This is a genomic window from Photobacterium kishitanii, from assembly GCF_003026355.1.
GTDB classification, from domain to species: domain Bacteria; phylum Pseudomonadota; class Gammaproteobacteria; order Enterobacterales; family Vibrionaceae; genus Photobacterium; species Photobacterium kishitanii.
This window is the reverse complement of sequence record NZ_PYON01000022.1, coordinates 19,780-45,782: the sequence shown is the minus strand read 5'-3', so window position 1 is coordinate 45,782 and position 26,003 is coordinate 19,780. Positions and strand designations below refer to the sequence as shown.

The following is a 26,003-nucleotide window of genomic DNA, read 5'->3' as shown; positions in this document are numbered from 1 at the left end:
TCACCCATTATTATTTTCAGCAGCTAAGAACACATCATAAGTTTGCTGAGCAATTAAATTCCAATCATATTTTTTCAAATATTCAGCATAACAAACTAACGGTTGATTCACAGCTGTTGTTAATAATGTGGCCAATGCTTGACTATCTCCGCATGCAAAATAACATTTATCCGCTAAATGGACAGCTTTATTCGCTGGAATATCACTCACAACAACAGGCAAAGAAAACGACATTGCCTCTAATAAAGCGATTGGTAAACCTTCACTAAATGATGGTAAAACAAAAGTATCTGCCTGTGAAAAAATACTATTAAGTGCTTCGCCAGATAAGAAACCCGTTAATACAACACCTGATGTAGCAAGTGCAGTTGCCTTTAACTTATCGCTATAGGCTGTTGGCTGATCACTATCGCCAACAAGGACTAATTTCTTCTTAATACCACTACGCTTATAGGCTTCTAATAATACATCTAAGCCTTTCTCTTGTGAAAAGCGACCAACAGCGACGACATAATCGCGAGGGGCTAAATCATAGCGATCCAAGTATTGTTTAATAATTTGTTGATCAGGCAATTGTGGCTTATTGACACCATTAAAAATAAGATGAGTATCATCGCGCCCATACTTCTCACTCATCAACTTTTGCATAAAGTCTGAAATAACAATGACCTCAGAGGCATATTTCATCGCACATTTCTCACCCAAGCGCAGAATAAACTTAGCTAATTTACCCCACTTTTGATGATCATAATTTTGGCTGTGATGAGTAAAAACCACTTTCTTACCAAATAAGCGTAATAGTGGCGTAACTAACCCAGGTCCTATCGCATGGATATGGACAATATCTGCTCCGGTTTTTATCGCATAAAAAGCAGCAAGCAATGAGTGTAATGGCGCCTCTAACGCTTTATTTTTCACCGCGGGTAAGGCAACTAGCTTAACCCCTTCATATACAGTCTTTGTATAAGGAACATAAGGTTTACGGGCTGTGACAGTAATATCCAAGTTATATTTTTCAACTAACAATGGATATAAAGCTTGGCAATGTGATTCAACACCGCCAGCAACATTAGGAATGCCACGCGTACCCAAAACTAAAATAGATTTATTCACAATACCGTCTCTTCAAATGTAAAATGCCAGCTGCTAACTGGCATTTTATTTTTAGGGAAATTAGTTAGCTAAAAGTGATTGATACAATTTAATCAAATCTCTTTTATGTGCATCTAATGAATATTTCTCTAATAATCGCGCGCGACCTTTTTGTCCCATTGCTGCCACTAATGCTTCATCATCAGCTAATAACTGCATTTTAGCTGCCAGATCATCAGCATCGCCAGAGTTAAATAAATACCCAGTTTCACCATCTAACACTTGCTCTGGAATACCGCCAATATTAGCTCCGATAACTGGCTTACCGTAGCTCATCGCTTCTAAAACTGACATAGAGCAGTTTTCATTCCACTCCGATGGCACAATAACTGCTTTAGCATTTTTAATAATTTCTGTTAGTGCATCACCTGTTTGAAAACCTAATAATTCAACATTATCAAAATGTTGTTTAATATGATCTAGCATAGGTCCGGTACCTAACACTTTAAGAGGTGTATTCCCCATTAGTTGACTATGCGCTTGTGCTAACGTAACAATGCCTTTCTCTTTAGTTAATCGACCACAAAATAAAAAGTAACCACCATCGTTACCAATATCTGTTGTTGATGCGTCAATACCATTAACGATTACATCAACATTTGCAGATGGAATTTGACGTAAGATCATTGATTTCATAAATTCACAAGGAGCAATAAAAGCATCTAATGCTTCATAGCTCTTCATCGTACGATGATATAATGCCTCTAGTGACAATAATACACTGCGTGGCCATGAGCCATCCTGCCACTGGTATTTAAATAAATTAATATTACTGCCTGTGATCCAGTCTAATTCAATATTCTCACCTGCAGCAAGCATACTGTAATTAGGACAAACCGATTTATAATCATGTGCTGTTAGTACCGTTTTACAACCTAACTTTTGTGCAATCTTTATCACTGATGGTGTTATTTGGTGATAAATATTATGAAAATGAACAATATCAGGTCGCTCTGCTTTAATTAGCTTTTCAAATTGATCACATGCATATTGATTATGTACAAAATTAACTGCAACTTTAATATTATCAAAAATAGAATGTTTACCATGGTAATCAACATTATCAACAAAAAAATCAGCATAATCTGACGGGATGTTCTTTTCATGCTTCATTGAAAAATCAATAACTTGATACCCTGCTTCTTGAACCATATCGCGCTCTTGAAAGAAAACAGTTTCAGCACCGCCATGTGGGAAAAAGAATTTATTAACAAATAGAACTTTCATTGAATCACCAGCCATTATGAATTTTTTTGATTAACAACATTCTTAATATCAGCAGCAACTTGCTCACCAATAAACGCATAAGAACGGTTATTTTTAATATAATTGTATCCAGCATCTAACTCTGTTTGTGTCATTGGCTGTTGTGCCAATTCAACCATCGCCGCAGCATATGATTGGCTCGTTCCATCAGTAACTCGCCCACAACCAGATTGTTCAATCACAAATTGCTGATCAGGTGAATCATTACAAACCATGGCTTTTTTAAGTGCCATATATTCCATTGCTTTAGTTGGTGTTGAAACGTCTAACAACAAACCACGGTTCATAAATCCTATGACCATATCTACGCCTTTGAGATACGCCCAAGCTTGCTCTGTTTGTACCCAGCCAGTGATATAAAAATCATCACTCAAGCCCATATCATCAGCTGTTTGTTGCAAAAACTCGCGATCTTTCATCACCTCGGAATCACCAACAAAGAGCAGTTTTAAGGTTGGTACAGAAACTTTAGCTTCTTTAAATGCTTCAATAATAATGTCAAGTTTACGTAATCTATCAAGACTACCTAAATAACCAATAACGGGCGCATCACCCCATTTTTCAATTTTTATTGCATCAGTATTGGCAAAGTTATCGATCTTCTCAAAATCTACCCCCATTGGCACAACCATCATGTTATGTTGTTCAATGCCTTTACCTTTAATGTAATTAAGCATGAAATCACTTTGCACATACACGCGATCTGAATGAGGTAAAATAATGCGATAAAGGATAAACTCCTCAAGCAAACCACGCGCTAAAATAATTGGACGCTTCCAACTAGAAATATTTTCAGTTTGATCTTTTGCTCGTATTGTTCGACTTTCAGCATACAAAAATGATACCCAGTAGCTATAAGGTAGCTTGATCAATTTAGCTATCGCTAGACAGATCAACCCCACCCACACCATGTCACGAACTTGAATTAATTGAAAACCGTCTTTTTTTGCACTCAAGGCTAACTTCGCTGCATTAAAAAAATAAACGATTGAATCTAAATGACGATTAGTTGTTTTCTTACTGGTTTTTAAGGTACTGCCATCCGTTTCAATATGCACAGTTCCAGTCTTAGGCATACCAACAATAGTGGTATTTACACCTTCTTTTGGTAACTCTTTAGAGTATAAAACATCAACATCGGGACGATAAGATGGTAACTCTTCAGGTACAAAATTAATGACATTAATTTTCGTGTTCATTCACTAATTCTCACTTATTTCTTTAATGACGATTGCTGGGTTACCCACTGCAATTGAATTTTTAGGTATACTTTTCACAACAATTGCTCCAGCACCAATAATTGAATTATCACCAATACTAACGTTACCCAACACAACCACACCGGGACTTAATTCAACATTATTACCAATAATAGGTGATACATGACGGCCAGTAGCGGCATCAACTTTATTACCAATAGTCACATTATGTTTAAGCATCACATTGTCACCTAATACACTATCGGCATTAATAACAATATTCTGTGGATGAAACAAAATAAAACCAGAACCAATCTTTGTTTTTGGTGATATATCAAGCCCACAAATAAATTTAAGTAATTTAAGAATAATAACGTTAATAATAAATATTTTTTTTATTAGACCAGAAGTATAAAATAAAGAAGCTAACCGAAAATTAACAATAAAAAACTTAGATGTTAATCCAGGGTTTAATGCTAACTCTTTTTTAATTAATTCAAACATACCATCTCTCTTGCTTTTATTGAGGTTGCTTTACGAATAATAATCATTGCACCTAGCACAAAATAGAACTGGAACTGAAATACCGGTATCAAGGCAAGTAACGGTGAATAAGGTAACGTAATCAAACCTGCGATAATAAATCCAATAAAAGCAGGCTGATAAGATAACAAGTTAATATCAGCTCTTGATAAGTCCTTGGTTGAAAATAATGGCTTTGGCTTTGAACCTTTCAAAATAATGAACACAATCGCTAATAGTAAACCCGTTCCTACAAGACCAATCTCCCATAAAAAAATCGCTAACGCTGTTGAACCTAAACTTAATTCAAACAGCATTGCAATATAACCAGGATCGGCACCACCGGCATTTGAACTATTCAGACCATATCCAAATAACTGATTCACAAGGCCGTGAATATCAGAGTGGTGTGACCAAAACGCTAATGCCGTTACACGTCCTAATTCATCTAAGTTGCCATCAAGACCAGCTACGATAATTGTCGGATCAAAAATATAACCAATATTTTGTAGGAAAATATCAAAAATACTCATCGAATGTGATTGGTATTTACTGGTATACCCTAATGATAAAATTGTAATTATTATCGACAATAATATAAAAATACCGACAATCGATAATAAAATCGTTTTAAAGTCGATAACTCTGACTTCTTTGACATAGCTTGGCTTTATATATACATAAAGTAAGAAAAATGGCGCTAATAATGTTACAAACTTAACTTCTGCAACAACACAAATAATAAAGCCAATTGCCAAATGTAGTGCTAACGACCACAATTTTGCCACCCCATGCTTATATTCAGACAATTTCATCATCATAATAAGCAAGGTAAATAGACCCATCGATGCACCATTACCACCGGCGATCATACTACCGCCAAAAGTACCAACAACCGAGTCCCATGAGTCCATCTTGCCCTCAAAAGCAACCCTTGCTGGAACAACAATTAAAGCTTGATAAACAACAAAGGGAATTTGAGCATAAAATACCCAATATAATTTTTGGCAAATACGGTATAACTGTGATTCACGACAAAAACCTAATATTAAACAAGGTAATAGTAATGATATACCTAAGCCATTTTTAATACCTGCAATCGTGGTCTTTAGCCCTTCTTGCATCAGAGTACTGGTTATTGCTAACACAAAAAAACCAGCAAAAAGTACTAAAACTGTCGTTTCAAGCTGATCTAGTTGCTTATAATTATAACGAGTCTGTAATGGCACTAAGGCAACCATCACCATTGTCATAATAAAGGGCAACCATAGAAAGGCATCAATATCAGTAAAATATTGTGCCGTTCCACTAAAAATTAGTGTGATAAATACATAAGCTTGAAAAAAAACGCCGGTATTCATTTACACTACGCCTTTATCACGCAAAACAATCGCATGTTTATTGATTTTAATATAAATCATTAAATACCGCCCAGCTGTTAGCACTGTAAAGGCCAATAATGAAACAACATAACTCTTATAAATAAATGGAATAATTACAAGTGCCAATATCACTATCGCTAATTGCTCACATTGAATACGTAAGAAATAATTAGGCGCACCAAAAATTAATTCGATCACTGTCATTGGAACAAACGCAAGCATCGCAAATACATAAGGTAACATTAAACGTGAAGTTTCAACCGACTGTACCCATTGCTCACCTAATACATGTTGCGTTAACCATGGATAAACAAAATAAATACCAGCAACTGTTACCGATGCAATTACCACTAAAAATAACCGAACTTGTTTAAATTCAGAGTAATTAAACACTTTGTTACGAAAATCTTCGGACCATTTTGAGAACGTATAATTACGCACAGACTGACCAAGAATGAGTACTGGCGATAAACAAAAACGGTTAACAACAGCAAAATAACCCGCAACTAATGGGCTGAACCAATAGTTAATGAGTACCGTGGGTAACTGTAAACTCGCATTAGCGACAACTTCTGCAGTACCGACTCGTGATAAATGATTCCAATGTTTAATGCAAAACCGAACTTGGGTTGTTGGTAAAAAGTCAGATTTAGAAAAAATACTAAAATCTAAACATTTATATAACCAATAGCCAATCAAACATAAATGTGCACCAGCCCATATATAGTAAAAATACTCAATTTTCCATGACACTAATAATGCCAAAAAGACAATTGAGGTTACCGAAATTCGCTGAATAGCCAGCTTACTGAATATCTTATTTCGTAAGAAAACATACTCAGAAATAATCATCATTGAATAACTAGCAGTTAACACATAAATCGCAACAAATGGTAATTCGAAAAAATGACTTACAATATAAATATAAATTGCACTTATTCCCCAAGATTGCAGCATACAGAAAACCACCGCTTTGCCTATATCTTGTTGATTAACTTTTGGCAGCAAAAAATGCGAACCATAAAGTGCAATTTGAGCACCAATCATTATTATACTAAATGTAAGTGCATAATTACCTACATCTGACATACCAAAACGGTATGACATAAATAAAATAGTAAATGCACCAATTAGTTGCGAGATAACTGAAGCGCCTCCTATTGTAGAGGCACCTTTAATTAAACTCATAAAATAACACCCTTTGATGGTGGTGTTAGGTTCTCATTTGACTCTAACAACTTACTATTAACTTTATTCAACACACAACCAAGCACATTTGCTTGATATTGTTTCAGTTGATTCAAGGCCGATAGAGAAACATTCGAACTGTTATTATTAGAAGCCGCCACAAATAATACAGCATCTGTAAGTTGACTGATTAAAATCGCATCCTTAGCATCAGTAACCGCAGGCGTATCAATAATAATATAGTCATAATTCTGTCGTAATTCAGCACACAATTCAGCTAACTTCTGATGAGTTAACACGATCAATGGCGAGCGTGTTGTATCACTACCAATAGGTAAAACATCCACTCCATGATGATTAACAATAGCGTCATTCAGTGCCACATTGTTGTAGAGAATGTCTGTTAACCCTTTCTCATTAGTACAACCCAAAGATTGAGTAATACTTGAATGGCGTAAATCCATATCGACCAATAATACTTTTGTATCAATAGCCATCGCTTTCGCAACTAATGTTGAGACTAATGACTTACCTTCTTGTGCTGTTGCTGATGTTACTGTTAACATTTTCGCTTCAGTATTAAGTAATAATAACTGACTACGAATACCAAGTGATGCTTCGTCTAATGTTGCAAATTGTGCACTGCTATCAAGCACCAAGTTAGGTGTAATATCTTGAGAATACGACTTAATTTCCCCAATAGTATCAAGTCCTAAACGTCGTTTGATTTCATTAATAGACATGACTTTATTATTTAATGCTGCCATCACTATCACGAACAGAATAGCAATGAGTAATGACATAATAGCAACAACAACAATCAACAATTTTTTATTAGGTTTTGTCGGCTTTAATGGCACGATAGCGCTATCAATCGCTTTCGCTGTTGGTTCAGAGAACTGACCACTCAATTGCGTTTCATTCTGACGTTGTAGCAATTGATTATATAACGTACGTGTCTGACTAATATCATCCATCATATTGTTATATTTTGTCTTTTTCTCGCCCAATAGCTGGAATGCGCCAGTGCGTTTATCAACTGCAGCTTGTAATTGATTTTGCTTAACAACTGATGCTTGATATTGCTCTTTGATACCTTCAGCTATTTGATTAATCAAATTATTTGCTTGGTGTTGAAGAACAACAAGTTGTGAACGAGCTTGAATCACTTTCTCATATTTAGGACCATAACGATTTTCAAGATCAGCAAGTTGTGTTTTCTGCTCAATAATCATCTGCCGTAGATTTTCCATCTGCGGATGGCGAGAAACATCAGGAATAGCAGCTAATGCATTAAATCCTTGTTTTTTATAAGCCGCAACTGTTTTATAAAGTGCTTCTAAATTAACACGTTGAGCAGTAGCCGTTGCTAAATTATCAGTTAATAATGAAAGCTGCTCAGTCTGAAAACCATCAACACCACGAAAAGTAATCAAGCCCTCTTTTTTCAAAAAGGCATTAAGATTTGCTTCTTTCGCTTTCAATTGATGATTCAAATCATCGACTTCAGTTTCAAGTAACGAAGAAACATTTAAGCTCGCATCACGATTATCTTCAACGGAATAGTTAACAAACACTTTCACAATATCATTAGCAACAGCTGCTGCATCTTTTGCTGTTGTTGATTCGAACCCCACTTCAACCAATTGTGTTTTTCGAACTGGAGATATTGTCATATGTTTAAGTACATATTGAATACTGCGTTCTTTTTGTTTTACTAAGGTGTCATCTTTTACTGGTTTTTTACCAATAAACTCTTGATCTTGATAAAGCTTTAAATCATCAACCACCTGTGAAATTACACGACGAGATTTCAGTAGTTGATACTGAGTCTCATAATATTCTTTACGTGTGGAATCAAAATCAACAACTTTCTCAAATGTCGTTGGATTAGTTAATTCAGCTTTAAGCAATACCGTTGCATAAGCTTCATATTTTGGTGTCAATTTTAAAATAAATGGAACCGCTGTTCCTGTTACCACAACAGCAAAAGCTAAGATTTTCCACCAATTTTTTTTTGTTGATTTTAGTAAGCGTGAAAAGTCAATGGTACTTTCCAACTTGCTCCCCTCTTCAACGAATAATGAACTCATTTATAACTACCCTAATCTAGAAAAAGCTTTGATCTATAATAACTGTATCACCAGGATAGACAGCTTGAGTTGCCGTAACATCTTTCAATAGTTGACCATTTGCACGGCGAATATCAATGTCGCTACGATCTGCGCGATCAGTAAAACCACCAGCAACTGCAATGGCTTTCTCTAACGTTAGTCCTGGCTGATATTCATAACTACCCGGTGTTTTAACTTCACCAGAAACATACATCGGACGGAATTCAAGCATAGAAACAGTGACCATAGGATTATTGATATAACCATTTTTCAATCGTTCACGAATATCAATAGCGACTTGATCCGGTGTTTTCCCCGCGAGTTGTAATTTACCAATTAAGGGGTAAATAATATTACCACTTTCATCTATTTTTAATTTCATAGATAAATCAGCTTCGTTATAAACTAAAATCTGAATTTGATCGCCAGCACCTAGTAAATAATTTTCGCTCGTTATTTTTGATGCTGCTGACGCAGTAGTACTCATAAATAAACTCACGGTTAAGATCCAAATAAAAGCTACTATTTTTTTCATTTTAAATCGCCACTTTGACTGATAAACCAAATTGATTTTGCTCATAACCTAATTGTCTCCCATAAGAATTACCATCAATAAATACCGGATCCGTACTATTATCTGTATGAAATAATATATATTGATAATCAAATACAAACTCTATTTTAGGTCTGAATAAGTAGTGTAAACTTAATGCTAAGTCATCATACCGATCAGTCCGCTTTCGAATATGATACTTATTCGAGGTATGCTTATAAGACAACAAACTCGTTATATGCCCTAAAAATTGATGCTTCCAAGTAATGCCATTTTGAAAAGATTGGACAAAATCGCCCGTATTATCTGACTCTTTTGCTTCACTTGAAGTTTTTAATATTATTGTCGAGTAATCAACAGGTTGCCATTTATAAGAAACATCCCAATTCACACCCGAAAAATGTGTGCTTTGCATTTTCTTTTGTACTTTAGACACGGTAGCTTCTAGTTTAGACTTCCCCGTGACTTGGCTGAATACAGAAAAAGCACCAATCAGCTCGTTATTATCACGTTCACTATTAATATAATTAAAGTCTTTATACATCAAAGTATAATCAAAACGTGTTCTGTCTGTATATTGGTGTCTAAAAACTATCCTTGCATCATTCTCTGTAACATTCTCATTTTCTAAATAATTTTTAAATGCCGATTGATAACTATTAAGAATGTCATAATTAGTATGCGCTTGTGATAAATCAACAATAATATTACCTTTGGCTCCTTTCGCACCATAGGTATATTTAGCATCAACTTTTTTATCTGTTCGACCAATGTCATGGCTAATATTAAATGCATTAAAAGTAGCGATATTCTTCAGCGAGGTATCACTATCAAAGAAAAAGCCTTGAGTAACACCCGTACCTAACGCTTCATGATTTTTACTATAGCTACCCGTCAATTCTAAATGATGACGAATACCTAATTCCCAGTTGAAAACGCCATTGAGCTGATGGTCATCATAACTATCACTTTTAACAACATTATTATTATAATGTCGATAATTACCTAAATAATAAAGCCCAAAGTTTTTAGTATTACGCTGACCAAAAACACTAAAAGTTGGTTTTAACGTATAATAATCAGAACTAATAATATGACTATTACGCTGATGAAGGACATTATCATCAAAACCATAACCGCTACTGACGGATGAAGAAAATTCTAAACCTAAAAAAGGATCTATATGTTTAGAGTCTTGAAAAGTACTATCAGCATTTACTGCAAAACTGGAGGCTGCACAGATACAACCTACTAGCAATAACTGAACTTTCTTCGCCTTAAATAAATACATAATCTAGTACGCTGTCTCGCTGACAAAACCTTTAAATATAGTAAGAAAAATAATCTTCAAGTCTTTTGAAAGACTCCAGTTCTGAATATATTGTAGGTCGTACTTTATACGCATTTCCATTTTATCTAGTGTGTCAGTCTCACCACGGAAACCCTTAATCTGTGCCAAACCGGTAATACCAGGCTTAACCTTATGGCGTAACATGTATTTATTAACGAGAACTCGATATTCTTCATTATGAGCGACAGCATGTGGCCGAGGGCCAACAATTGACATACTCCCCTGTAGCACATTAAAAAACTGTGGTAATTCATCTAATGATGTACGGCGAATAAATCCACCAAATTTAGTTACTCGCGGATCATTCTTGGTTGCCTGAGTAACCACAGAATCGTTTTCCATCACGCCCATAGAGCGAAATTTCCATACTCGAATTTTTTTACCGCCTAAACCATAGCGATCTTGTTTAAATAGTACCGGACCAGGAGAGCTGCGTTTAACACCAATAGCAACAGCAACCAATACAGGTGAAATCAATAGAATAATAACGCTACTAATAATAATGTCTTCGATGCGCTTTAATACCGCGCCCATTCCTTCAAACGGAGAGCCAAAAACACTAAATGTTTGAACATTACCAATAGTACGAATCTGGCTTACATTTAGATCATAAGTATATAAATCAGGAACAATGTAAGTTTCAACAATCGTATCTGATAACAATCTCAAAAATTTCTGAATACGATCTTTAGCGGCCATAGGCAAAGCGATATAAACTTCATCAATTTCACCATTTTTAGCTAACTGCACTAATTGAGCGATATTCCCATGAAGCTGTGATTTTGATAAATAGCCAAATCGACTTTCATCACGATCATCAAAATAAGATATTTCAAATTTCTGATAACGAATATCTTTTCTTAATGCATGTTCAATTGCAATACCACCTTTAGTCATTCCTAATATAGCTATTCGTCTAATATTAGAATTTCGCTTCAAAAACTCGCGAATAGCAAAAATAACTAAAAATTTAACAATAACCACGCAACTAATGGAAAATAGAATCCATTGCCAAACAACAACATGATTTAAATGAGTATCATTAACACCTTCAAATGAGTTCAATTGCTGACATAAAATATTCCACACTATAAATGATAAAAAGAAAGTTAATAATGTTTTTATTATTGTGTGATAATAATCTTTACGGACATATTGCTTATACAATCCACAATATTCTCCAATAAGTAAGAAAATAACAGCAAAGAGAAAACTAGCTGCTAAACCAACAGCTGTTTCACTTACACCACGTAAAGAAATAAGAAAGGTTAATGTCAAATTGATCAGCAAAAAATCACTGGCTTTGATTAATACAGCATAACCATCATCTGCTATTTTTATAGCTTGTATCTTCATCGCTTAAACTAGCCCCTAGCACTACTAATATATAATGAGCAATGTCATTTTCACTGCTTTCTAATAATTCCACGTTATAGATCGACATAGTCCATAGTAATAACTACTTATAAAAACATATACTCACTCTATAATTATACTGTAAAAAATCAGCAGACCGTCAACTATTTGTCGCTTTTATTATGAAATAATACCTATCAGAAATATTTAATCGCTGAAAATTTGACACTATGAATAAGAAAAACAAAAAAGACATTAAAAACAATAGGTTAAGAGTTTAGTTTTAAAATCAAATATAAAATACTATACAATTGCAATAGTGATTAAATAAAATTAAAACAAAAATATCATTATAAAATTTAGATTTTTTTATGAAGAAAGAAAGAAATGACGAGAGAACAGTAATAATAGTACTCTAAAAAATAACATTGTCATTTATCCAGAGTGGCCAAACTTAATCAATATTACATAGGCAGCCTATTACTGCACGATAACAAACACGAAAAGTATTTATACTGTGAACACATTCAAAGAATGAAGTGACATTAACTATTTAAGAGTATCAGCCATACTTATTAATTAATAAACATGGCTGAAATACTTCTTACAACTTGAACAAGCGCATTTTCATTAATAACGAACCAATAGTTGCCATTACAATACCAGCTAATAACACAACAAAATTTTTATGACGTTCAGCTGCCAAGATATTTTCAGCATAAGTGCTATTATACAAATCAGATCCTGTCATGGTTAGAAATGATCCCATTTCAGTAAATACATGCTCTTGACCAACCATTCCACTCAATGAAATAACGCCCCATAAAAGAGACACAACCCCTAGAGAGATAGAAATAAAACCCCAACTTTGCTTAACATCCATATTCAAACCCACGCAATAGCACTTATCTGCAGCTAACAGTAAAACTTTGCATGAGAATATTATAAATAACGAATAAAAACAATTCACAATATGGATATAATAAGTAAGAAAAATAATCTTAAATGATTTAAAATATCAGAAAGTTCTCATTAACCAATTGAAAAATAACAAAATATAAAATCACATTAGAAAATAAAATATTGAACCGTGTATTATTAATATATCAGTGATATTTATATTTTAATTTTGTGATCTTGGTTCTATTTATATTTAGATAACAAAGCGACACCTTGTGCCGCTATGTACTATTCGCTTATTTCTGTTTTGGACGAAAAGGTTTAATCACACTTTCATCACACACAAGAAATGGGCCATCCATCAGATCAATACAGTAAGGCACCGCAGGAAATACAGCATCTAAACATTCGCGGATAGATTTAGGCTTTCCTGGTAAATTAATGATCAAACTATCGCCTCGAAGGCCTGCCGTTTGACGTGACAAAATAGCCGTTGGTACAAATTTTAGCGATTCTGCACGCATTAACTCACCAAAACCAGGCATCATACGATCACATACCGCTTCCGTTGCTTCTGGAGTAACATCACGTTTAGCCGGCCCAGTACCACCAGTAGTGACAATTAAACTACAATTATGATTATCAGCGAGATCAATCAAAGTGCTCTCAATCACATCCTGCTCATCAGGAATCACTTGATAAACAGGCTCCCACGCTGAAGTAAGGTAGTCATTCAGTGTATCAATGATTGCTTGCCCTGAGATGTCTTCATAAACACCAGCACTGGCTCGATCACTAACGGTTACGATACCTATTTTTGCTTTACTCATATACTGCCTCATTCATTTAAACTCAATATTACAGTTAATAGTAACATCCCTATCATTATCAATTGCTCTATAGTGTATGCAAATCAGTAAGCTGGTAAAGCATAAATAATATAAGTATCTAGCACCAGCGCCTGACGCGTTGACAATAGTGACGATACTCATCCCCAAACAAATGCATAAGTATCTTTTCTTCTGGCCCAATCTGATAGCGATTAATGACTAACACAAAGACGATTACTACCAAGCTTGTAGATAACTCACCACTAATAAACACTGCTGCAATAAGTAAAAATAACAAACTTAAATACATTGGGTTACGACTATATTGATATATACCTCGCGTAACCAACCGAGCTGTTTTTTCTGGTGTAAAAGGGCTAACCGTTGTATCCGCTTTTGCTAACGCTAATACCGACAACAAGCCAATGATTACCGCAACAATGATTAATGGAATAGCCACAAGCCAAAGCGTCTTAAATTGCCATAATGGAATAAAAATCGTACAGCCATACATGGTAAGTAATGCCACAACGGTTAATATTGGAGGGGGTATTTTCAAAGACACAGTTACTCATCCTTACAACTGATAATCATATTATTCATCGAATATAATATATATTAATTTCATTTTACCCAATAATAAGGTTGCCTCGACAGTTGCCACCTTATAGCATAAAGCTTTTGGTTAAGAGTAATAGCGGTCATGCAACAACTCAAATATATTCAAGGTTACCCCCCTCACCTCGTTGATCAAGTTCAGCAATTAATTGAAAAAGATCAACTAAAAACCTTATTACTTAACCGTTATCCAACACCACATACGATTAAAACTGAAAAAGCTTTATACGATTATGTGATTGAACTAAAAAATCAATATTTAAAAAAGTCAGCCCCAATTAGTAAAGTTGGCTACGACAACAAAATTAATGTTATCAATCATGCACTAGGGCTACATACGTTTATTTCTCGTGTCCATGGTAATAAGCTTAAAGCAAAGCATGAAATTAGAATTGCGACAATATTTAAGCAAGCCCCTTTACCTTTTTTACGTATGATTGTAGTGCATGAATTAGCTCACTTAAGAGAAAAAGATCACAATAAAGCATTCTATCAACTTTGCTGCCACATGGAGCCCCAATACCATCAACTTGAATTTGATATGCGCATGTATCTAACACAAGTCGAACATTTTGGTTCTATTTACAAATGAGGTTATCATAGCCATTATATGTAAAATGAAGAGACAACATCATGCAACAAGAAGAATTTGAGATTTTAGTAAAAGAATTGGCAGAGCTCGATAGCGTTTCAGCGATCTTAAATGCATTAAAAGATAATGAAGAGCCTGAAATTGCAGAAACAGCAGCAGCAATGATTGGTCACTTTAGTCTTGCTGAAATCGACGGGCAACAGCGTATTTACCACGTTTTCACTCAAGAAAACGACCAAGGTGAAGAAGAAGAGTTTGCCGAGTGGGTAATGAATGCTAATGATGAATTAATGCGTTTTATTGCTTGGTTCTTCTACACGACATTTGAAATTAACGATAAAGAAACATACCAAGCTGCAGGTCGCTCATACACTCCAGCTAAGCGCAACTAAACGGCAATAATTACTGCCAACGACGGTTCGTCGTTGGCATTGTAATCTATATACATAACTTATATGACCAATTAATAGTGGCTTACGTGAACGTCATCTTGTTGGAAATGCTTAGGATCCCAGTTACATAATCTAATCATTGCTATGATAGCAGCGTATTCATCGTTTGTTTGAGCCACTGATAACTGATGTTTAAAAAAAGTTAACATTGTTGTATTTTCACTGCTAAATAATTCATTATTCATAGTATTCTCTCCTTTAAGTACCCCATCATTGTGACCCAGCTAGCCCAAGCTAAAAACAGAACATCTTTTTTATCTCTTTTCCTGTTTTGGCTTTTTCATTGTACGATTATGTAAGCTAATGTGGTAATTGAGGAAATTTCAGCCACTAATTAACGTCCCTTTCTGCAAATATTTTCTGATGAAGGCAAGGATGTCAGTTTCAACAACAATATTGATAAAAAACCACTCCATCACTAACAGCTAATCGCTTTTTAGCCTACAATAACGACCAAAATATTATGATTCAGGTATAAACATGAAAATTTGTTCAGTTGAACTACGTAGTAACGAAGCTATTATTTGCCTACTAACATTAGAAGGTGGAATGATCGGTATTCCAGAGTGTCGCACTCAGAAGTTCATTATGGATAATTCTCTTGATAACCAAAAAATGAGAGATTTCCAATTTGCATTTAAAAAACTACTTGATGACTACAAAATAGAAAAAGTAGTTATCCGTACACGTGAAACACGCGGAAAATTTGCAGGAAGTTCTGTAGGCTTTAAACTTGAATCCGCTATTCAATTAATTGATGGTCTTGATGTTAACTTTATGTCAAATGCAGACATTAAAGAGAAATTAAAACGCAATCCTATGGCGATTGATTTCCGTGCAACGGGTTTACGCCAATTCCAAGAAGCCGCATTTACAACAGGTTATGCATTTCTTGGTCGTTAATTAACGTACTAAATAATAAAAAAGCAGAAGTCTTTCTACAGACTTCTGCTTTACTTCATCAAACTAAACCATATTTATTTAAGTTTTTGTTGTTTATCCAATTCATCTTTATCTACATATATCAGTTTACAAAGCCCCAATAATTTCAATAATGAAACTGCAATTAATGAACGATAACTTTTATCACAATGTACAATATATGGAGATTCACTATGTTGAAACTTTCCTTGAATAATTTCAGAGACAGGTAAGTATTCAGCATCAGTTTGAGATAAATCACTTTGACATACATCTAATACTTTAACGTCAGAATCCGGCAACGACTGAATTGTTGCTAATGAAGTACTCTCTGTTATATCAGTAAACACACTAACATGCTCATAACCCAAACTTTTTATAGTATCAATCACTTGCTGACAACTACGATCTGTAATCACTTCAATATCAATACTCTTATCAGGTAATAATAATTCCAACCAATATTTAAACCCTACACCATGGAAACCTACAAAAACACTATTTTCAACATGATGATCAATAAACTCTTTCTCTGAACGAGTATCAATAATAATATGTTTACGATCGGTAAATATGTGCATTATTACATCCCTATTATATTTTATAATAACTACATTCTACTAATTTTAACGCTTAGTCTATTTAAATAAAACAATATTGTTAAATATAACCATATCAAGGCTATTATTTTCATAATAAATTAAATAACATTAATTGTTGCTATTTCATTCCAACGTCCAATATTATTTTGTTGCTTAATATATTGTTCACTATGCTTATCAAAAAAAAATGATGATGGATATTTAACATTACCATTATATAAATAATGATTATTATCAACATAACTAACAATACTATTATTGTTTTTAATTACATTATTATTTATGGTATAAGATTGACCTGTATCCGTTGTCATTTTAGTATCATTTGCTAATAAAACCTTGGCATTATATGTACCTTTTTCAACCAATCCTACATCAAGAAAATATTGCCCTTTTGATATTTGATTACCAAGCTGGAAATGATCTGACACTTTATATATTGGCGATTGATCCTCATAATCTGCCGCAGGAAACCAATTTTCTATTTTTGCGTTGGAGGTATGATAAGCGATTATACTGCCATTAGCGGTACGTAATCGCCATGTCACAGGATAATTAATATAACTAGGCGCTACGCCTAAATTTTGCCACTGACTATTAATTATCAATGTTCCATTTTTTGGAATATTACGACTATAATCAACCTCATTAAGTTGATATCTATATCCTAATTTATTTAAAAATGCAGTAAGCAAAGGTTGATATATATTAGGAATTTGATGTGATTTTGCATCAATCAATGAGGCATGCTCTTTTAATGCAAAATCAAATGTTTGCTGAACTTGATCATAGGTAAGATGTAATGGATTTTTAATATTACTCCAATCCTGAAGTGAGTCTTGGCAAATTTCAAAATCAACGGCGGATTTCTTCCAACGCTGATCAAACAAAACATCAGGAGCTGTATTTGTCTGTATATCTGAAGCATGGGCGATTAATCCAGGATAACCATCTTCCATTTCACTCCAGCCTTTACTCCAATCACCAAGACAATCAACTCGCCACCCAAAACCACGATTCGTAGCATAACTAAGAAAGTCTCCTTTATCCGTTCCTAGCATCGTTTTAGGAGTATGTGGAAAAGCATGAACCAGTGCTGCAATATACGGCTCTAGATTATGTAAAGTATAGCCATTATCAACTAATCCTACGCTATTGCTCGTCTTTGCCGCATACCCAGAAAGATTCCATTCACCCCAAGTCCCCACCATACCCATATCAATACGTAATAACGTCTTATTGTTATCATAACGCTTACCGAGTGCATCAAGAAATTGCTGCATGCGATGAATAAACAAAGGATTTTTAAACATACTCACCGCTTCCTTATCTGATAGGTGACAACTACTACCATTAAGACCATGACCATATAACTCTTGTACTAACCAGCATGGAATACCACTACTATCTTTATTTACATCAGCATCATATATAGGATCATTTTTACCCCGTAATGCCATGAAACGAATCACAACCTTTTTATTTACAGCAGCGGCCTCTTCTAATACGTTATCAATTTTTTTCTCAAGCATCCTTTCATTAAGATTAGGATCTGTTGCTGTTGTTAATTGATCCCAGTACCAACGGTAATATATCGTACTAGTATCAGGATAAGAGATGACTGGTTTACCTTCATAAAAAGGATTCTCAGGATCATTACTAACAACGCGTTGTAACTCTGTAAAACCAATACCTGGATTAGTTAATACCTTGTTACTTTGCTTTGGAATAACTACAGATAAGTTATTTTCACCAGTAAAACTATGCGTATTATTGTTATTAGCGGTAGGGTTTAATACAGATGAAACAATTAGAAATGAAAGTAAAGTTGAACTCATTGTGTGCTCTATAATAAGTAATATCAATAACTTGATAGTATATTTAGGGCGCATTATATTGATAACATGAATAACTTAAACAGTAATATTAATTATTTGAGGTGAAAACTAAATTCTACAAAAAACAACCACATAATTTTATAAATCTATTGTATTTATATAACTACTTGTCATGACTACAATAGATAATTACCAAGAAATAGAATGTAAAATTTATTACTAGATTTAAGCGTAAAAATATGGGATTTTTGTTATATTAATCCTCTAATACCGTCAAGATAAAGGAATTCATGGGTATAATAACTGAAACATTCACCTATTTATTAACCAATAAACTTCTTTTTACCGCACTAATTATTGTGATTATCACAATCGCTCGACGTATTGTACTGTCACAAGTACGGGGTGACGAATTTTTTGTGACTGAAACCCAGCGAAAATGGATGTCTCGTACTAAGAACGGTACGTTTATTTTTACGCTCGTTATACTATTTATATTATGGCGTTCAGAAATAAATGAATTCGCTTTATCAGTAACAGCCATTGCTGTCGCTATTGTTGTTGCTTCAAAAGAAATCATTCTTTGCTTTACGGGCTCTATACAACGCGCAAGTTCACGATCATTTCGAATAGGTGACTGGATAGAAGTTGGAAAAATTTGTGGTGAGGTTATTGAGCACAATATGATGGCGACAGTCATTCAAGAAATAGATCTTCACCATGGCCAGTATCATTACACCGGAAAAACGGCAACGTTACCAAACAGCATGTTTTTCACTTATCCGGTAAAAAATCTCAATTTCATGAAACGCTATGTTTATCATAACTTTTCCATCGTAGTCAGAGATTTTGTTAATCTTTACCCTTTACTACCTACAATCATCACTAAAATTGATCACCACAGTGAAGACTTTATTGAGGTTGCCCGCCGCTATAACAGCATAATAGAAAAACATGCAGGGCTCGATCTACCTGGTTCTGAACCTCATATACATATCAGTAGTTCAACGACTGGTGAACAAATCGTTCATTTTATGCTCTTTTGTCCAACAGAACGAGCAACACACCTTGAACAAGAGATTCGTCGTGATTTCATGGAAGAATATGAACGCGCTTTTCCAGCGACTACCGCATAATCAGTTAATGGTAATTCAACCATGAATTACCATTAATTCAAATTCCATCTATGCTTTATTCTCCAGTGTTACTGCAGTTTCAATACCATCATACAATCCGATAAATTGCTGAGTTAACTTATGCTTAGGATCAAAATATAGCATTGGGCACTGCTGGTAATGCGATTCTTTCATTTTTATCGATTGGGGTAAATACGGCTCTAAAATAGGAAAACCCAATGTTTTGATCTCCTCAATAATTTGACGAGGAAACTTTGCTTGAGTATTAAACATATTCACCACGATGCCTTCTAACTCTAAATCACGGTTATGATCATCACGTAACTCTGCGAGATTATCCATCACTTTAATTAAAGCTTGCTGAGAGAAACTATCGCAGTCAAAAGGAATTAATAACTTATGCGCTGCGATTAAACCCGACTTAGTATAAAAATTTAAATTCGGTGGCGTATCAATATAGATACGGTCAAAATCAGCCGCTAATACATCGAGCACTTCACGAAGCTTATAAATTTTATAACGTCGTTCAAGTTCAACTTCTAACTTATCAAGTTTTGGGCTGGAAGGAATAATAAATAAATTATCATATGCTGTTGCTTGAGGATAAGCACTGATCGGCGTCGACACCGCAAACCAAGATGCAGTTTGATTTAGAAGCTCTGCAATTGTTTTATCATTCGGTTGATTAATATCAATCCCTAAATAAGCACTACTGTTACCTTGTATATCAAGATCTATCACTAATGTTTTATAGCCTTTAGCTGCGCTGATTGCGGCTAAATTGACAGTTATACTTGATTTTCCCACACCACCTTTTTGATTAAAAATAATCCTACGCATTAACTTCATCCCTGATCATCGATAACTATTAACAACTATACACACTCATGCATATAGTTGTTAGTTAAACATATCATTTGAATTAATATTATATACGCAATAATTAGTTACAGTTTGTTAAATCTGATAAAGTTCTAGGGGTAATCCATCAGGATCACTAAAAAAAGTAAATGCCTTATTCGTTAACTCATCAATACGAATAGGCTCAACCTCAACTCCATTCTTTTCTAAATAGCCGACTGTAACAGCTACATCATCGACAGCAAAAGCTAAATGACGTAACCCCTGAGCTTCAGGGTAACTCTGACGTTTTGGAGCACCATTAAATGAAAACAACTCTATTTGACTATTATCTGGTAGTTTTAAATCTAATTTATATGAGTCGCGATCTTCACGGTAAGTTTCAGATATAATTTCTAGTTGTAATAACTGTGTGTAAAACGCTTTTGAACGAGAATAATCACTACAAATAATCGCTACATGATGAATTGCTTTTAACATTATTATTCCGCCATTATCGTTGGGCCGTTTGGCACATCTATTGTGTGAAAAGGGGTAAGTAAACGAGGATTACGACTAATATCAACATGATCAATCGACGTATCATCATAATTTAAGTACGTCAGTAACGGATTATGACTGACATTTAATGCTTTTAAACGATTAAAACTTACATTAACAATCTGCAATTGTGGATTATGAGTCAAATTTAAATTAGCTAATTTATTGTGTTCAACACTAAGAACTTGTAGCTGTGGATTATGGCTTACATCAAGATATGTTAATTGGTTTGATGAGAGATCCAATGTTTTTAGGTGGCTTAAATAGCGAACTTCTCGTGCATCTCGTATATTAAAATGACTACACTTTAAGGTTGTGATCTGCTTTATATTTTTTTCACCTTGTGCAAATACGCAACGTTTAAAATTGGGATCAATAAACGTTAATGATGTTAACGATGGTTGCACCTGCTGCGCACACCCAGTCACTATAGACCCGATGATAATGGCAATGATACTCGACCATATACGGCTATTATTCACTATTAATACCTTTATTAATCTTGTCTCAAGGGACGAATTACAGATTCTAGCCCTTCTATTTTAAACTCAAGCGCTAACGCCATCAGTGTTCCTAATTGTCCTTCAGGAAAACCTTGCTTTTGAAACCACAATAAATATTCTTCAGGTAAATCGATCAGTACTCGACCTGCATATTTACCAAATGGCATTTTCATATTAGCTAATTGAATAAGATGTTGTTTTTGAAACATAGATACACACCAACGAAATTAATAACTTATTATGGCAGCCGTGACGATAAATGACACGCCCAGAACAGATCCCTTCATGGCATAACTTACCATATTAAAAACAATATATACCATGCAGGAATTTACTCGATTAATATCCTATTATTTAACAACTGAACATTTACATTTTTAGCGATCTTTGTCACACTTAGCGTCCGTTTTTTTCATTGATAGTAAACGGATATGATCGGTAATCAATCAACACTTTTTGTGCCCCTTATTTAGTAATTGCCAGTATCAAAGATAATTTACATCTCAACACCTTACACATAAGATTAAGAGAATATCCATGAGAAAAACGCTATTAACAACGCTATTCATTGCAACAATATTAACTGGTTGCGCAAGCTCACCCCAAAATGCGGTTGGCCTTGCTAATACATGGACAGTAAGCTCAATCGATGGCTATACCCAACCTGTAGATGCTTTGACCATCAAGCCACAACTACAGATTAATAAAAACCTTAACGTTAGCTATTCAGGCTGTAATACGTTAACAGGTAAAATGCGCATCACAACTCAAGATCTTACGACTAAAAATTTAATCTCAACCCAAAAAATGTGCCCTCAAAATGAGCAAGCTACTGTCGACGGGTTTGTAAAGCAGATGTTAACAGGGCCCTCTAAATTTTTAGTCAATAGTAATACATTGATCTTAAGTTCAGATAACCATACCGTAACATTTAAGCGCGTTGAAAAGAAATAACTAGAGATTAATATCCACAATAATGCTTAATTATTGTGGATTTTATTTTTATACAATTTATTGCGTAATTGGTGCTACTAATAATTCAGCGACAATGCGCTTTAATAAAAACGTTTCTCGCTCAATAGACATCCCTTTCTTATCGGAATGTCTCATCGTATGTTCATTGTGTGTAATCGCATCAAAAATATTGATCCATACTGGCTTCATGCCATTTTTCTTCTCATAATCCTCGAGCCGTGTTTCCCCTAATTGCGCATCGATTTTACATACATAACAAAATGATTCCATATGTACAATATCATGTTCTGGTTTATACCAAGGTCGAAACTCTTCATACATTCCAAACGGTTCAATATCATGGATATTGGTAGCGCCAGTTTCTTCTTCTAACTCTCGAATTAAGCCTTGAATCTGATCTTCTCCAACATCAATGCCGCCACCAGGTAAGGTATAATCATGATAACGAGCAGTGTATAACATCAAAATATTGTCGCCATTAAGGACAATCGCACGTGTTGCTTGGCGGTGATATATCGTCAATGTTGGTGATTGAAGATCTAAATTGACTAAATCAGCGTGAACTGACGATTTTAAAAAACGCATCAATATTTACTCATTCTACATTGCAAGCCAATATTCTACCGAATTAGTTCTTAAAACACGAATAACACCCATAAAAAAGCCTCCATAGCAGGAGGCTTAAAGATAGTAAGTACTAATTACCAATTAAATAATTTATTGAAGAATCCTTCCACTTTATGCTTCACTTTCTCAGCTTGGCAATGCTGCTTAAGATCGCCATGCGGATCCCAAATAGGCATTCGCGTTTGACCGCTACAGCTTGGAATATATTCACCATCAGCTGCAATCTGATAATTTTCAGCTTCAATATTTGCAGGCTGTCGTAACAATAATGGCTCAGGTTTACGATGTTGAATATAATCAGTGTAAAGACGCAATGCGCCACTTGCTCCTGTTAAATGGGTGCTCTTATTATCATCACGCCCCATCCAAACAGTCACGACCTCACGACCATCAATACCAACATACCAACTATCACGGCCATTATTAGTCGTACCTGTTTTACCCGCTAAATGGGTATTAGGAAATAATTTATTCAGCGAATGAGCAGTACCAAATTTCACCGTATCTTGCAATGCAAACATCGTTAGCCATGCAGCTTGTGGCGGTACCACTTCAGCGGCTTTTGGCCAGTTTTGATATAACACTTTGCCATTTTCATCAACCACGGCATTTAAGGCTGTTAATGGTGCTAAATACCCTTCATTACCAATCGCTTGATACATTTGAGCAACCTGTAATGGCGACAAGGTAATTGAACCCAGAAACAAAGATGGTACTTGAGGAATATCTTGCTCAGCAATACCTAATTTCGTCAATGTCTCAGACATCTTATCAACGCCAACAGCCATACCTAGATTAACAGTTGGAACATTATAAGATTTGGCAAGTGCAACAAATAATGGCACTTCACCACGGTATTTACGATCGTAATTACGTGGGCTCCATGTTGCACCGTCATGCATCTTAATTGATAACGGTTGATCTTTTAATGAGCTTGCCAGGCTAAATCTCGCTGGATTTTCTAGCGCAGTAAGATATAACGCCGGCTTAATCACTGAGCCAACTTGGCGTTGTGCATAAATAGCGCGGTTATAACCCGCAAACCCAGGTTGATCACCGCCAATCATAGCGCGGATTTCACCTGTAGTGCGATCAACAATAACCACTGCTGTTTGTAAATCTTTGCCTGCTCGTTTTTGTACTTCAGGCATCACTTTAGCAACCGCAGCTTCTGCCAGCTTTTGTGATTGAGGATCTAGCGAGGTAAAAATACGTAATCCTTTACCAGCCTCAAACGCTGCACCAGCTTTTTGCTCTAGCTCAGCTTTAATTTGATCAAAATATGCAGGTTGACGTTTAGCTAATTGACCTTTTGCCTGAATATCAAGTGGTAGTTTGATCGCCGCTTGATAAGCTGTATCACTGATTTCACCGTCTTTGTTCATTAAGTCTAAAACGATATTACGGCGTTCTTTAGCACGTTCAGGATGACGCCAAGGATTATAATATGTTGGCCCTTTCACCATACCAATTAACAGTGCTAATTGATCAACTCGTAACTCTGATAACGGCCGATCAAAATAATAACGTGACGCTAAAGCAAAACCATGAATACCATGCCCACCAAACTGAGCTAGGTACACTTGGTTCATGTAAGCATCAAGTACTTCTTGTTTACCGTAGCGAGTATCAATGATGATCGCCATATAAGCTTCTTTAAATTTACGCCAAAATGTACGCTGGCTGCTTAAAAACATATTTTTAGCTAACTGCTGCGTCAGCGTACTGCCACCTTGTACCGTATGACCTGCTTTAATATTGGCAATAAACGCCCGCGCAATACCTACCAAGGAAATACCATCATGCTCATAAAAATGGCGATCTTCAGTATCGATTAAACCTGCGACAAGTAGTTTGGGCATTTTATCTTCAGGCAAATAAATACGCTGTTCGTCTGAATGTGCTTCTAACATTCCTAACATCTTTGGATCGATATGCAAAAATCCTAATTCTTTATTAGAATCTAAATCCATGATGCGAGTTATACTGTCATTATTAAATGACACTGAAACATGACGCGCCCCTTCAGGCCCTTCTTTAAAGTTAAATGGCCGACGTACAAAATCAACTTTCCAACCATTTGCTGCATATTCACCGCTTTGATCAGGCTTTGCAACTTTTTGATATCCTAATACTTTAAGCTCATTAACTAAAGTATTATAGGTTATTGGCGCCCCGGGCTGTAATGCCATCTCACGTGCATAGACAACTGAAGGTAATTGCCATAATTGACCAGCAAACTTAGCACTAATTTGTTGGTTCAAGTCATAACCTAAATAAGCCATACCCGCAGTACCAATTAATGTTGCACCAATTAAGGCACGTACAATCACACTACGTTTTTTCTTCATTTGAGGTGCTTGAGGGGTAGATTGTTGATTATTTGACGTCATAAGCCTGTTCAATGTAATAAATTCGTCGTCACCATAAATTCGATAATTAAGTGATCAACGTATATTGGTGAAGCCTTCGCTAAATGAGATCAGTGCCTACGCACTGACTTTAATATGATTAACATAACCAAA

27 protein-coding genes are annotated in these 26,003 nt (G+C 35.1%); 5 read left to right on the top strand and 22 right to left on the bottom strand.

The window, feature by feature from the left end; all coding sequences use genetic code 11:
* The 13 genes from C0W29_RS18645 to C0W29_RS18585 all read right to left on the bottom strand — a co-directional run bounded on the left by C0W29_RS18645 (position 1) and on the right by C0W29_RS18585 (position 14,378).
* The gene (locus C0W29_RS18645) at positions 1–1,113 is read right to left on the bottom strand and encodes a glycosyltransferase family 4 protein (RefSeq protein WP_045042956.1); all 1,113 of its coding nucleotides are present in this window, start codon (positions 1,111–1,113) and stop codon (positions 1–3) included.
* A gap of 60 nt (positions 1,114–1,173) precedes the next feature.
* Positions 1,174–2,379 (bottom strand): glycosyltransferase family 4 protein, encoded by a 1,206-nt coding sequence (locus tag C0W29_RS18640; protein ID WP_045043002.1) that lies wholly within the window; start codon positions 2,377–2,379, stop codon positions 1,174–1,176.
* Between the two features lie 14 nt (positions 2,380–2,393).
* Positions 2,394–3,617: a glycosyltransferase gene (locus C0W29_RS18635; RefSeq protein WP_045042955.1), complete on the bottom strand. Its 1,224-nt coding sequence runs from the start codon at positions 3,615–3,617 to the stop codon at positions 2,394–2,396.
* Positions 3,618–3,620: 3 nt separating this feature from the next.
* Entirely contained in the window at positions 3,621–4,121 is a 501-nt protein-coding gene (locus tag C0W29_RS18630) for a serine O-acetyltransferase (RefSeq protein WP_052671708.1), read from the bottom strand.
* The gene (locus C0W29_RS18625; RefSeq protein ID WP_045042954.1) at positions 4,109–5,500 is read right to left on the bottom strand and encodes a hypothetical protein; all 1,392 of its coding nucleotides are present in this window, start codon (positions 5,498–5,500) and stop codon (positions 4,109–4,111) included. The genes C0W29_RS18630 and C0W29_RS18625 overlap by 13 nt, the downstream gene beginning before the upstream one ends.
* Positions 5,501–6,709 (bottom strand): lipopolysaccharide biosynthesis protein, encoded by a 1,209-nt coding sequence (locus tag C0W29_RS18620; RefSeq protein WP_036791380.1) that lies wholly within the window; start codon positions 6,707–6,709, stop codon positions 5,501–5,503.
* The gene (locus tag C0W29_RS18615; protein WP_107174202.1) at positions 6,706–8,802 is read right to left on the bottom strand and encodes a GumC family protein; all 2,097 of its coding nucleotides are present in this window, start codon (positions 8,800–8,802) and stop codon (positions 6,706–6,708) included. The genes C0W29_RS18620 and C0W29_RS18615 overlap by 4 nt, the downstream gene beginning before the upstream one ends.
* Before the next feature lie 16 nt (positions 8,803–8,818).
* The gene (locus C0W29_RS18610) at positions 8,819–9,358 is read right to left on the bottom strand and encodes a polysaccharide biosynthesis/export family protein (protein ID WP_065191341.1); all 540 of its coding nucleotides are present in this window, start codon (positions 9,356–9,358) and stop codon (positions 8,819–8,821) included.
* 1 nt (position 9,359) lies between these two features.
* Complete coding sequence (locus C0W29_RS18605; RefSeq protein ID WP_045045592.1) at positions 9,360–10,667, bottom strand: hypothetical protein; 1,308 nt, start codon at positions 10,665–10,667, stop codon at positions 9,360–9,362.
* 3 nt (positions 10,668–10,670) lie between these two features.
* Complete coding sequence (locus C0W29_RS18600; protein WP_036791392.1) at positions 10,671–12,083, bottom strand: undecaprenyl-phosphate glucose phosphotransferase; 1,413 nt, start codon at positions 12,081–12,083, stop codon at positions 10,671–10,673.
* A gap of 604 nt (positions 12,084–12,687) precedes the next feature.
* Positions 12,688–12,966, bottom strand: coding sequence for a hypothetical protein (locus C0W29_RS18595; protein WP_036791394.1), 279 nt, complete (start codon positions 12,964–12,966; stop codon positions 12,688–12,690).
* Positions 12,967–13,279: 313 nt separating this feature from the next.
* On the bottom strand, positions 13,280–13,813 hold the full coding sequence (mog, locus tag C0W29_RS18590) for a molybdopterin adenylyltransferase (RefSeq protein WP_036791397.1): 534 nt from the start codon (positions 13,811–13,813) through the stop codon (positions 13,280–13,282).
* Positions 13,814–13,931: 118 nt separating this feature from the next.
* Positions 13,932–14,378 carry a methyltransferase family protein gene (locus C0W29_RS18585; protein ID WP_036791399.1) on the bottom strand — a complete coding sequence of 149 codons (447 nt, stop codon included), beginning with the start codon at positions 14,376–14,378 and terminating at the stop codon, positions 13,932–13,934.
* Between the two features lie 138 nt (positions 14,379–14,516).
* Here C0W29_RS18585 and C0W29_RS18580 point away from each other — a divergent pair, with 138 nt between their 5' ends.
* Entirely contained in the window at positions 14,517–15,023 is a 507-nt protein-coding gene (locus C0W29_RS18580; protein ID WP_036791400.1) for a M48 metallopeptidase family protein, read from the top strand.
* Between the two features lie 41 nt (positions 15,024–15,064).
* Positions 15,065–15,415 carry a hypothetical protein gene (locus tag C0W29_RS18575; RefSeq protein WP_036791402.1) on the top strand — a complete coding sequence of 117 codons (351 nt, stop codon included), beginning with the start codon at positions 15,065–15,067 and terminating at the stop codon, positions 15,413–15,415.
* Between the two features lie 71 nt (positions 15,416–15,486).
* On the opposite strand, the gene C0W29_RS21675 is transcribed toward C0W29_RS18575, so the two are convergent.
* Positions 15,487–15,660, bottom strand: coding sequence for a hypothetical protein (locus C0W29_RS21675; protein WP_155395134.1), 174 nt, complete (start codon positions 15,658–15,660; stop codon positions 15,487–15,489).
* A gap of 295 nt (positions 15,661–15,955) precedes the next feature.
* Between C0W29_RS21675 and C0W29_RS18570 the strand changes: the two genes are divergently transcribed.
* A complete protein-coding gene (locus tag C0W29_RS18570) occupies positions 15,956–16,378 on the top strand; it encodes a DUF3010 family protein (RefSeq protein WP_045042949.1) in 423 nt (140 codons plus the stop codon).
* Between the two features lie 74 nt (positions 16,379–16,452).
* Here C0W29_RS18570 and C0W29_RS18565 read toward each other — a convergent pair whose 3' ends face one another.
* Both C0W29_RS18565 and C0W29_RS18560 read right to left on the bottom strand, forming a co-directional pair.
* Positions 16,453–16,977, bottom strand: a complete 525-nt coding sequence (locus C0W29_RS18565) for a rhodanese-like domain-containing protein (protein ID WP_045045591.1) — start codon at positions 16,975–16,977, stop codon at positions 16,453–16,455.
* A 119-nt stretch (positions 16,978–17,096) separates the two neighbouring features.
* The gene (locus tag C0W29_RS18560) at positions 17,097–18,836 is read right to left on the bottom strand and encodes a DUF4832 domain-containing protein (RefSeq protein ID WP_158260034.1); all 1,740 of its coding nucleotides are present in this window, start codon (positions 18,834–18,836) and stop codon (positions 17,097–17,099) included.
* A 290-nt stretch (positions 18,837–19,126) separates the two neighbouring features.
* Between C0W29_RS18560 and C0W29_RS18555 the strand changes: the two genes are divergently transcribed.
* The gene (locus C0W29_RS18555) at positions 19,127–19,972 is read left to right on the top strand and encodes a mechanosensitive ion channel family protein (protein ID WP_045042945.1); all 846 of its coding nucleotides are present in this window, start codon (positions 19,127–19,129) and stop codon (positions 19,970–19,972) included.
* A 48-nt stretch (positions 19,973–20,020) separates the two neighbouring features.
* Here the strand turns inward: C0W29_RS18555 and C0W29_RS18550 are convergent, their stop codons facing one another.
* From C0W29_RS18550 to C0W29_RS18535, 4 genes are all read right to left on the bottom strand, one after another.
* Positions 20,021–20,812, bottom strand: coding sequence for a ParA family protein (locus tag C0W29_RS18550; RefSeq protein WP_045042944.1), 792 nt, complete (start codon positions 20,810–20,812; stop codon positions 20,021–20,023).
* Positions 20,813–20,929: 117 nt separating this feature from the next.
* Positions 20,930–21,313 carry an SMU1112c/YaeR family gloxylase I-like metalloprotein gene (gloA2, locus tag C0W29_RS18545; protein ID WP_045042943.1) on the bottom strand — a complete coding sequence of 128 codons (384 nt, stop codon included), beginning with the start codon at positions 21,311–21,313 and terminating at the stop codon, positions 20,930–20,932.
* Positions 21,314–21,315: 2 nt separating this feature from the next.
* On the bottom strand, positions 21,316–21,855 hold the full coding sequence (locus C0W29_RS18540) for a leucine-rich repeat domain-containing protein (RefSeq protein WP_045042942.1): 540 nt from the start codon (positions 21,853–21,855) through the stop codon (positions 21,316–21,318).
* A gap of 14 nt (positions 21,856–21,869) precedes the next feature.
* On the bottom strand, positions 21,870–22,085 hold the full coding sequence (locus C0W29_RS18535; protein WP_036791418.1) for a DUF3820 family protein: 216 nt from the start codon (positions 22,083–22,085) through the stop codon (positions 21,870–21,872).
* A 328-nt stretch (positions 22,086–22,413) separates the two neighbouring features.
* On the opposite strand from C0W29_RS18535, the gene C0W29_RS18530 reads away from it, so the two are divergent.
* The gene (locus C0W29_RS18530; RefSeq protein WP_036791421.1) at positions 22,414–22,830 is read left to right on the top strand and encodes an META domain-containing protein; all 417 of its coding nucleotides are present in this window, start codon (positions 22,414–22,416) and stop codon (positions 22,828–22,830) included.
* A 57-nt stretch (positions 22,831–22,887) separates the two neighbouring features.
* Here the strand turns inward: C0W29_RS18530 and C0W29_RS18525 are convergent, their stop codons facing one another.
* Together C0W29_RS18525 and mrcB are read right to left on the bottom strand one after the other, a co-directional pair.
* Positions 22,888–23,436: an NUDIX hydrolase gene (locus tag C0W29_RS18525; RefSeq protein WP_036791424.1), complete on the bottom strand. Its 549-nt coding sequence runs from the start codon at positions 23,434–23,436 to the stop codon at positions 22,888–22,890.
* Between the two features lie 116 nt (positions 23,437–23,552).
* Positions 23,553–25,871: a penicillin-binding protein 1B gene (gene mrcB, locus C0W29_RS18520; protein WP_052671707.1), complete on the bottom strand. Its 2,319-nt coding sequence runs from the start codon at positions 25,869–25,871 to the stop codon at positions 23,553–23,555.
* Positions 25,872–26,003 lie beyond the last annotated feature (132 nt).

What these genes read in the sequence shown, in the direction of transcription:
- C0W29_RS18640 (WP_045043002.1), bottom strand. Translation starts at nt 2,379, where the DNA reads ATGAAAGTTCTATTTGTTAATAAATTCTTTTTCCCACATGGCGGTGCT.
- C0W29_RS18525 (WP_036791424.1), bottom strand. Translation starts at nt 23,436, where the DNA reads ATGCGTTTTTTAAAATCGTCAGTTCACGCTGATTTAGTCAATTTAGAT.
- mrcB (WP_052671707.1), bottom strand. Translation starts at nt 25,871, where the DNA reads ATGACGTCAAATAATCAACAATCTACCCCTCAAGCACCTCAAATGAAG.
- C0W29_RS18560 (WP_158260034.1), bottom strand. Translation starts at nt 18,836, where the DNA reads ATGAGTTCAACTTTACTTTCATTTCTAATTGTTTCATCTGTATTAAAC.
- mog (WP_036791397.1), bottom strand. Translation starts at nt 13,813, where the DNA reads ATGAGTAAAGCAAAAATAGGTATCGTAACCGTTAGTGATCGAGCCAGT.
- C0W29_RS18530 (WP_036791421.1), top strand. Translation starts at nt 22,414, where the DNA reads ATGAGAAAAACGCTATTAACAACGCTATTCATTGCAACAATATTAACT.
- C0W29_RS18615 (WP_107174202.1), bottom strand. Translation starts at nt 8,802, where the DNA reads ATGAGTTCATTATTCGTTGAAGAGGGGAGCAAGTTGGAAAGTACCATT.
- C0W29_RS18610 (WP_065191341.1), bottom strand. Translation starts at nt 9,358, where the DNA reads ATGAAAAAAATAGTAGCTTTTATTTGGATCTTAACCGTGAGTTTATTT.
- C0W29_RS18635 (WP_045042955.1), bottom strand. Translation starts at nt 3,617, where the DNA reads ATGAACACGAAAATTAATGTCATTAATTTTGTACCTGAAGAGTTACCA.
- C0W29_RS18620 (WP_036791380.1), bottom strand. Translation starts at nt 6,709, where the DNA reads ATGAGTTTAATTAAAGGTGCCTCTACAATAGGAGGCGCTTCAGTTATC.
- C0W29_RS18550 (WP_045042944.1), bottom strand. Translation starts at nt 20,812, where the DNA reads ATGCGTAGGATTATTTTTAATCAAAAAGGTGGTGTGGGAAAATCAAGT.
- C0W29_RS18575 (WP_036791402.1), top strand. Translation starts at nt 15,065, where the DNA reads ATGCAACAAGAAGAATTTGAGATTTTAGTAAAAGAATTGGCAGAGCTC.
- C0W29_RS18605 (WP_045045592.1), bottom strand. Translation starts at nt 10,667, where the DNA reads ATGTATTTATTTAAGGCGAAGAAAGTTCAGTTATTGCTAGTAGGTTGT.
- C0W29_RS18625 (WP_045042954.1), bottom strand. Translation starts at nt 5,500, where the DNA reads ATGAATACCGGCGTTTTTTTTCAAGCTTATGTATTTATCACACTAATT.
- C0W29_RS18600 (WP_036791392.1), bottom strand. Translation starts at nt 12,083, where the DNA reads ATGAAGATACAAGCTATAAAAATAGCAGATGATGGTTATGCTGTATTA.
- C0W29_RS18570 (WP_045042949.1), top strand. Translation starts at nt 15,956, where the DNA reads ATGAAAATTTGTTCAGTTGAACTACGTAGTAACGAAGCTATTATTTGC.
- C0W29_RS18595 (WP_036791394.1), bottom strand. Translation starts at nt 12,966, where the DNA reads ATGGATGTTAAGCAAAGTTGGGGTTTTATTTCTATCTCTCTAGGGGTT.
- C0W29_RS18580 (WP_036791400.1), top strand. Translation starts at nt 14,517, where the DNA reads ATGCAACAACTCAAATATATTCAAGGTTACCCCCCTCACCTCGTTGAT.
- C0W29_RS18535 (WP_036791418.1), bottom strand. Translation starts at nt 22,085, where the DNA reads ATGTTTCAAAAACAACATCTTATTCAATTAGCTAATATGAAAATGCCA.
- C0W29_RS18555 (WP_045042945.1), top strand. Translation starts at nt 19,127, where the DNA reads ATGGGTATAATAACTGAAACATTCACCTATTTATTAACCAATAAACTT.
- gloA2 (WP_045042943.1), bottom strand. Translation starts at nt 21,313, where the DNA reads ATGTTAAAAGCAATTCATCATGTAGCGATTATTTGTAGTGATTATTCT.
- C0W29_RS21675 (WP_155395134.1), bottom strand. Translation starts at nt 15,660, where the DNA reads ATGAATAATGAATTATTTAGCAGTGAAAATACAACAATGTTAACTTTT.
- C0W29_RS18630 (WP_052671708.1), bottom strand. Translation starts at nt 4,121, where the DNA reads ATGTTTGAATTAATTAAAAAAGAGTTAGCATTAAACCCTGGATTAACA.
- C0W29_RS18565 (WP_045045591.1), bottom strand. Translation starts at nt 16,977, where the DNA reads ATGCACATATTTACCGATCGTAAACATATTATTATTGATACTCGTTCA.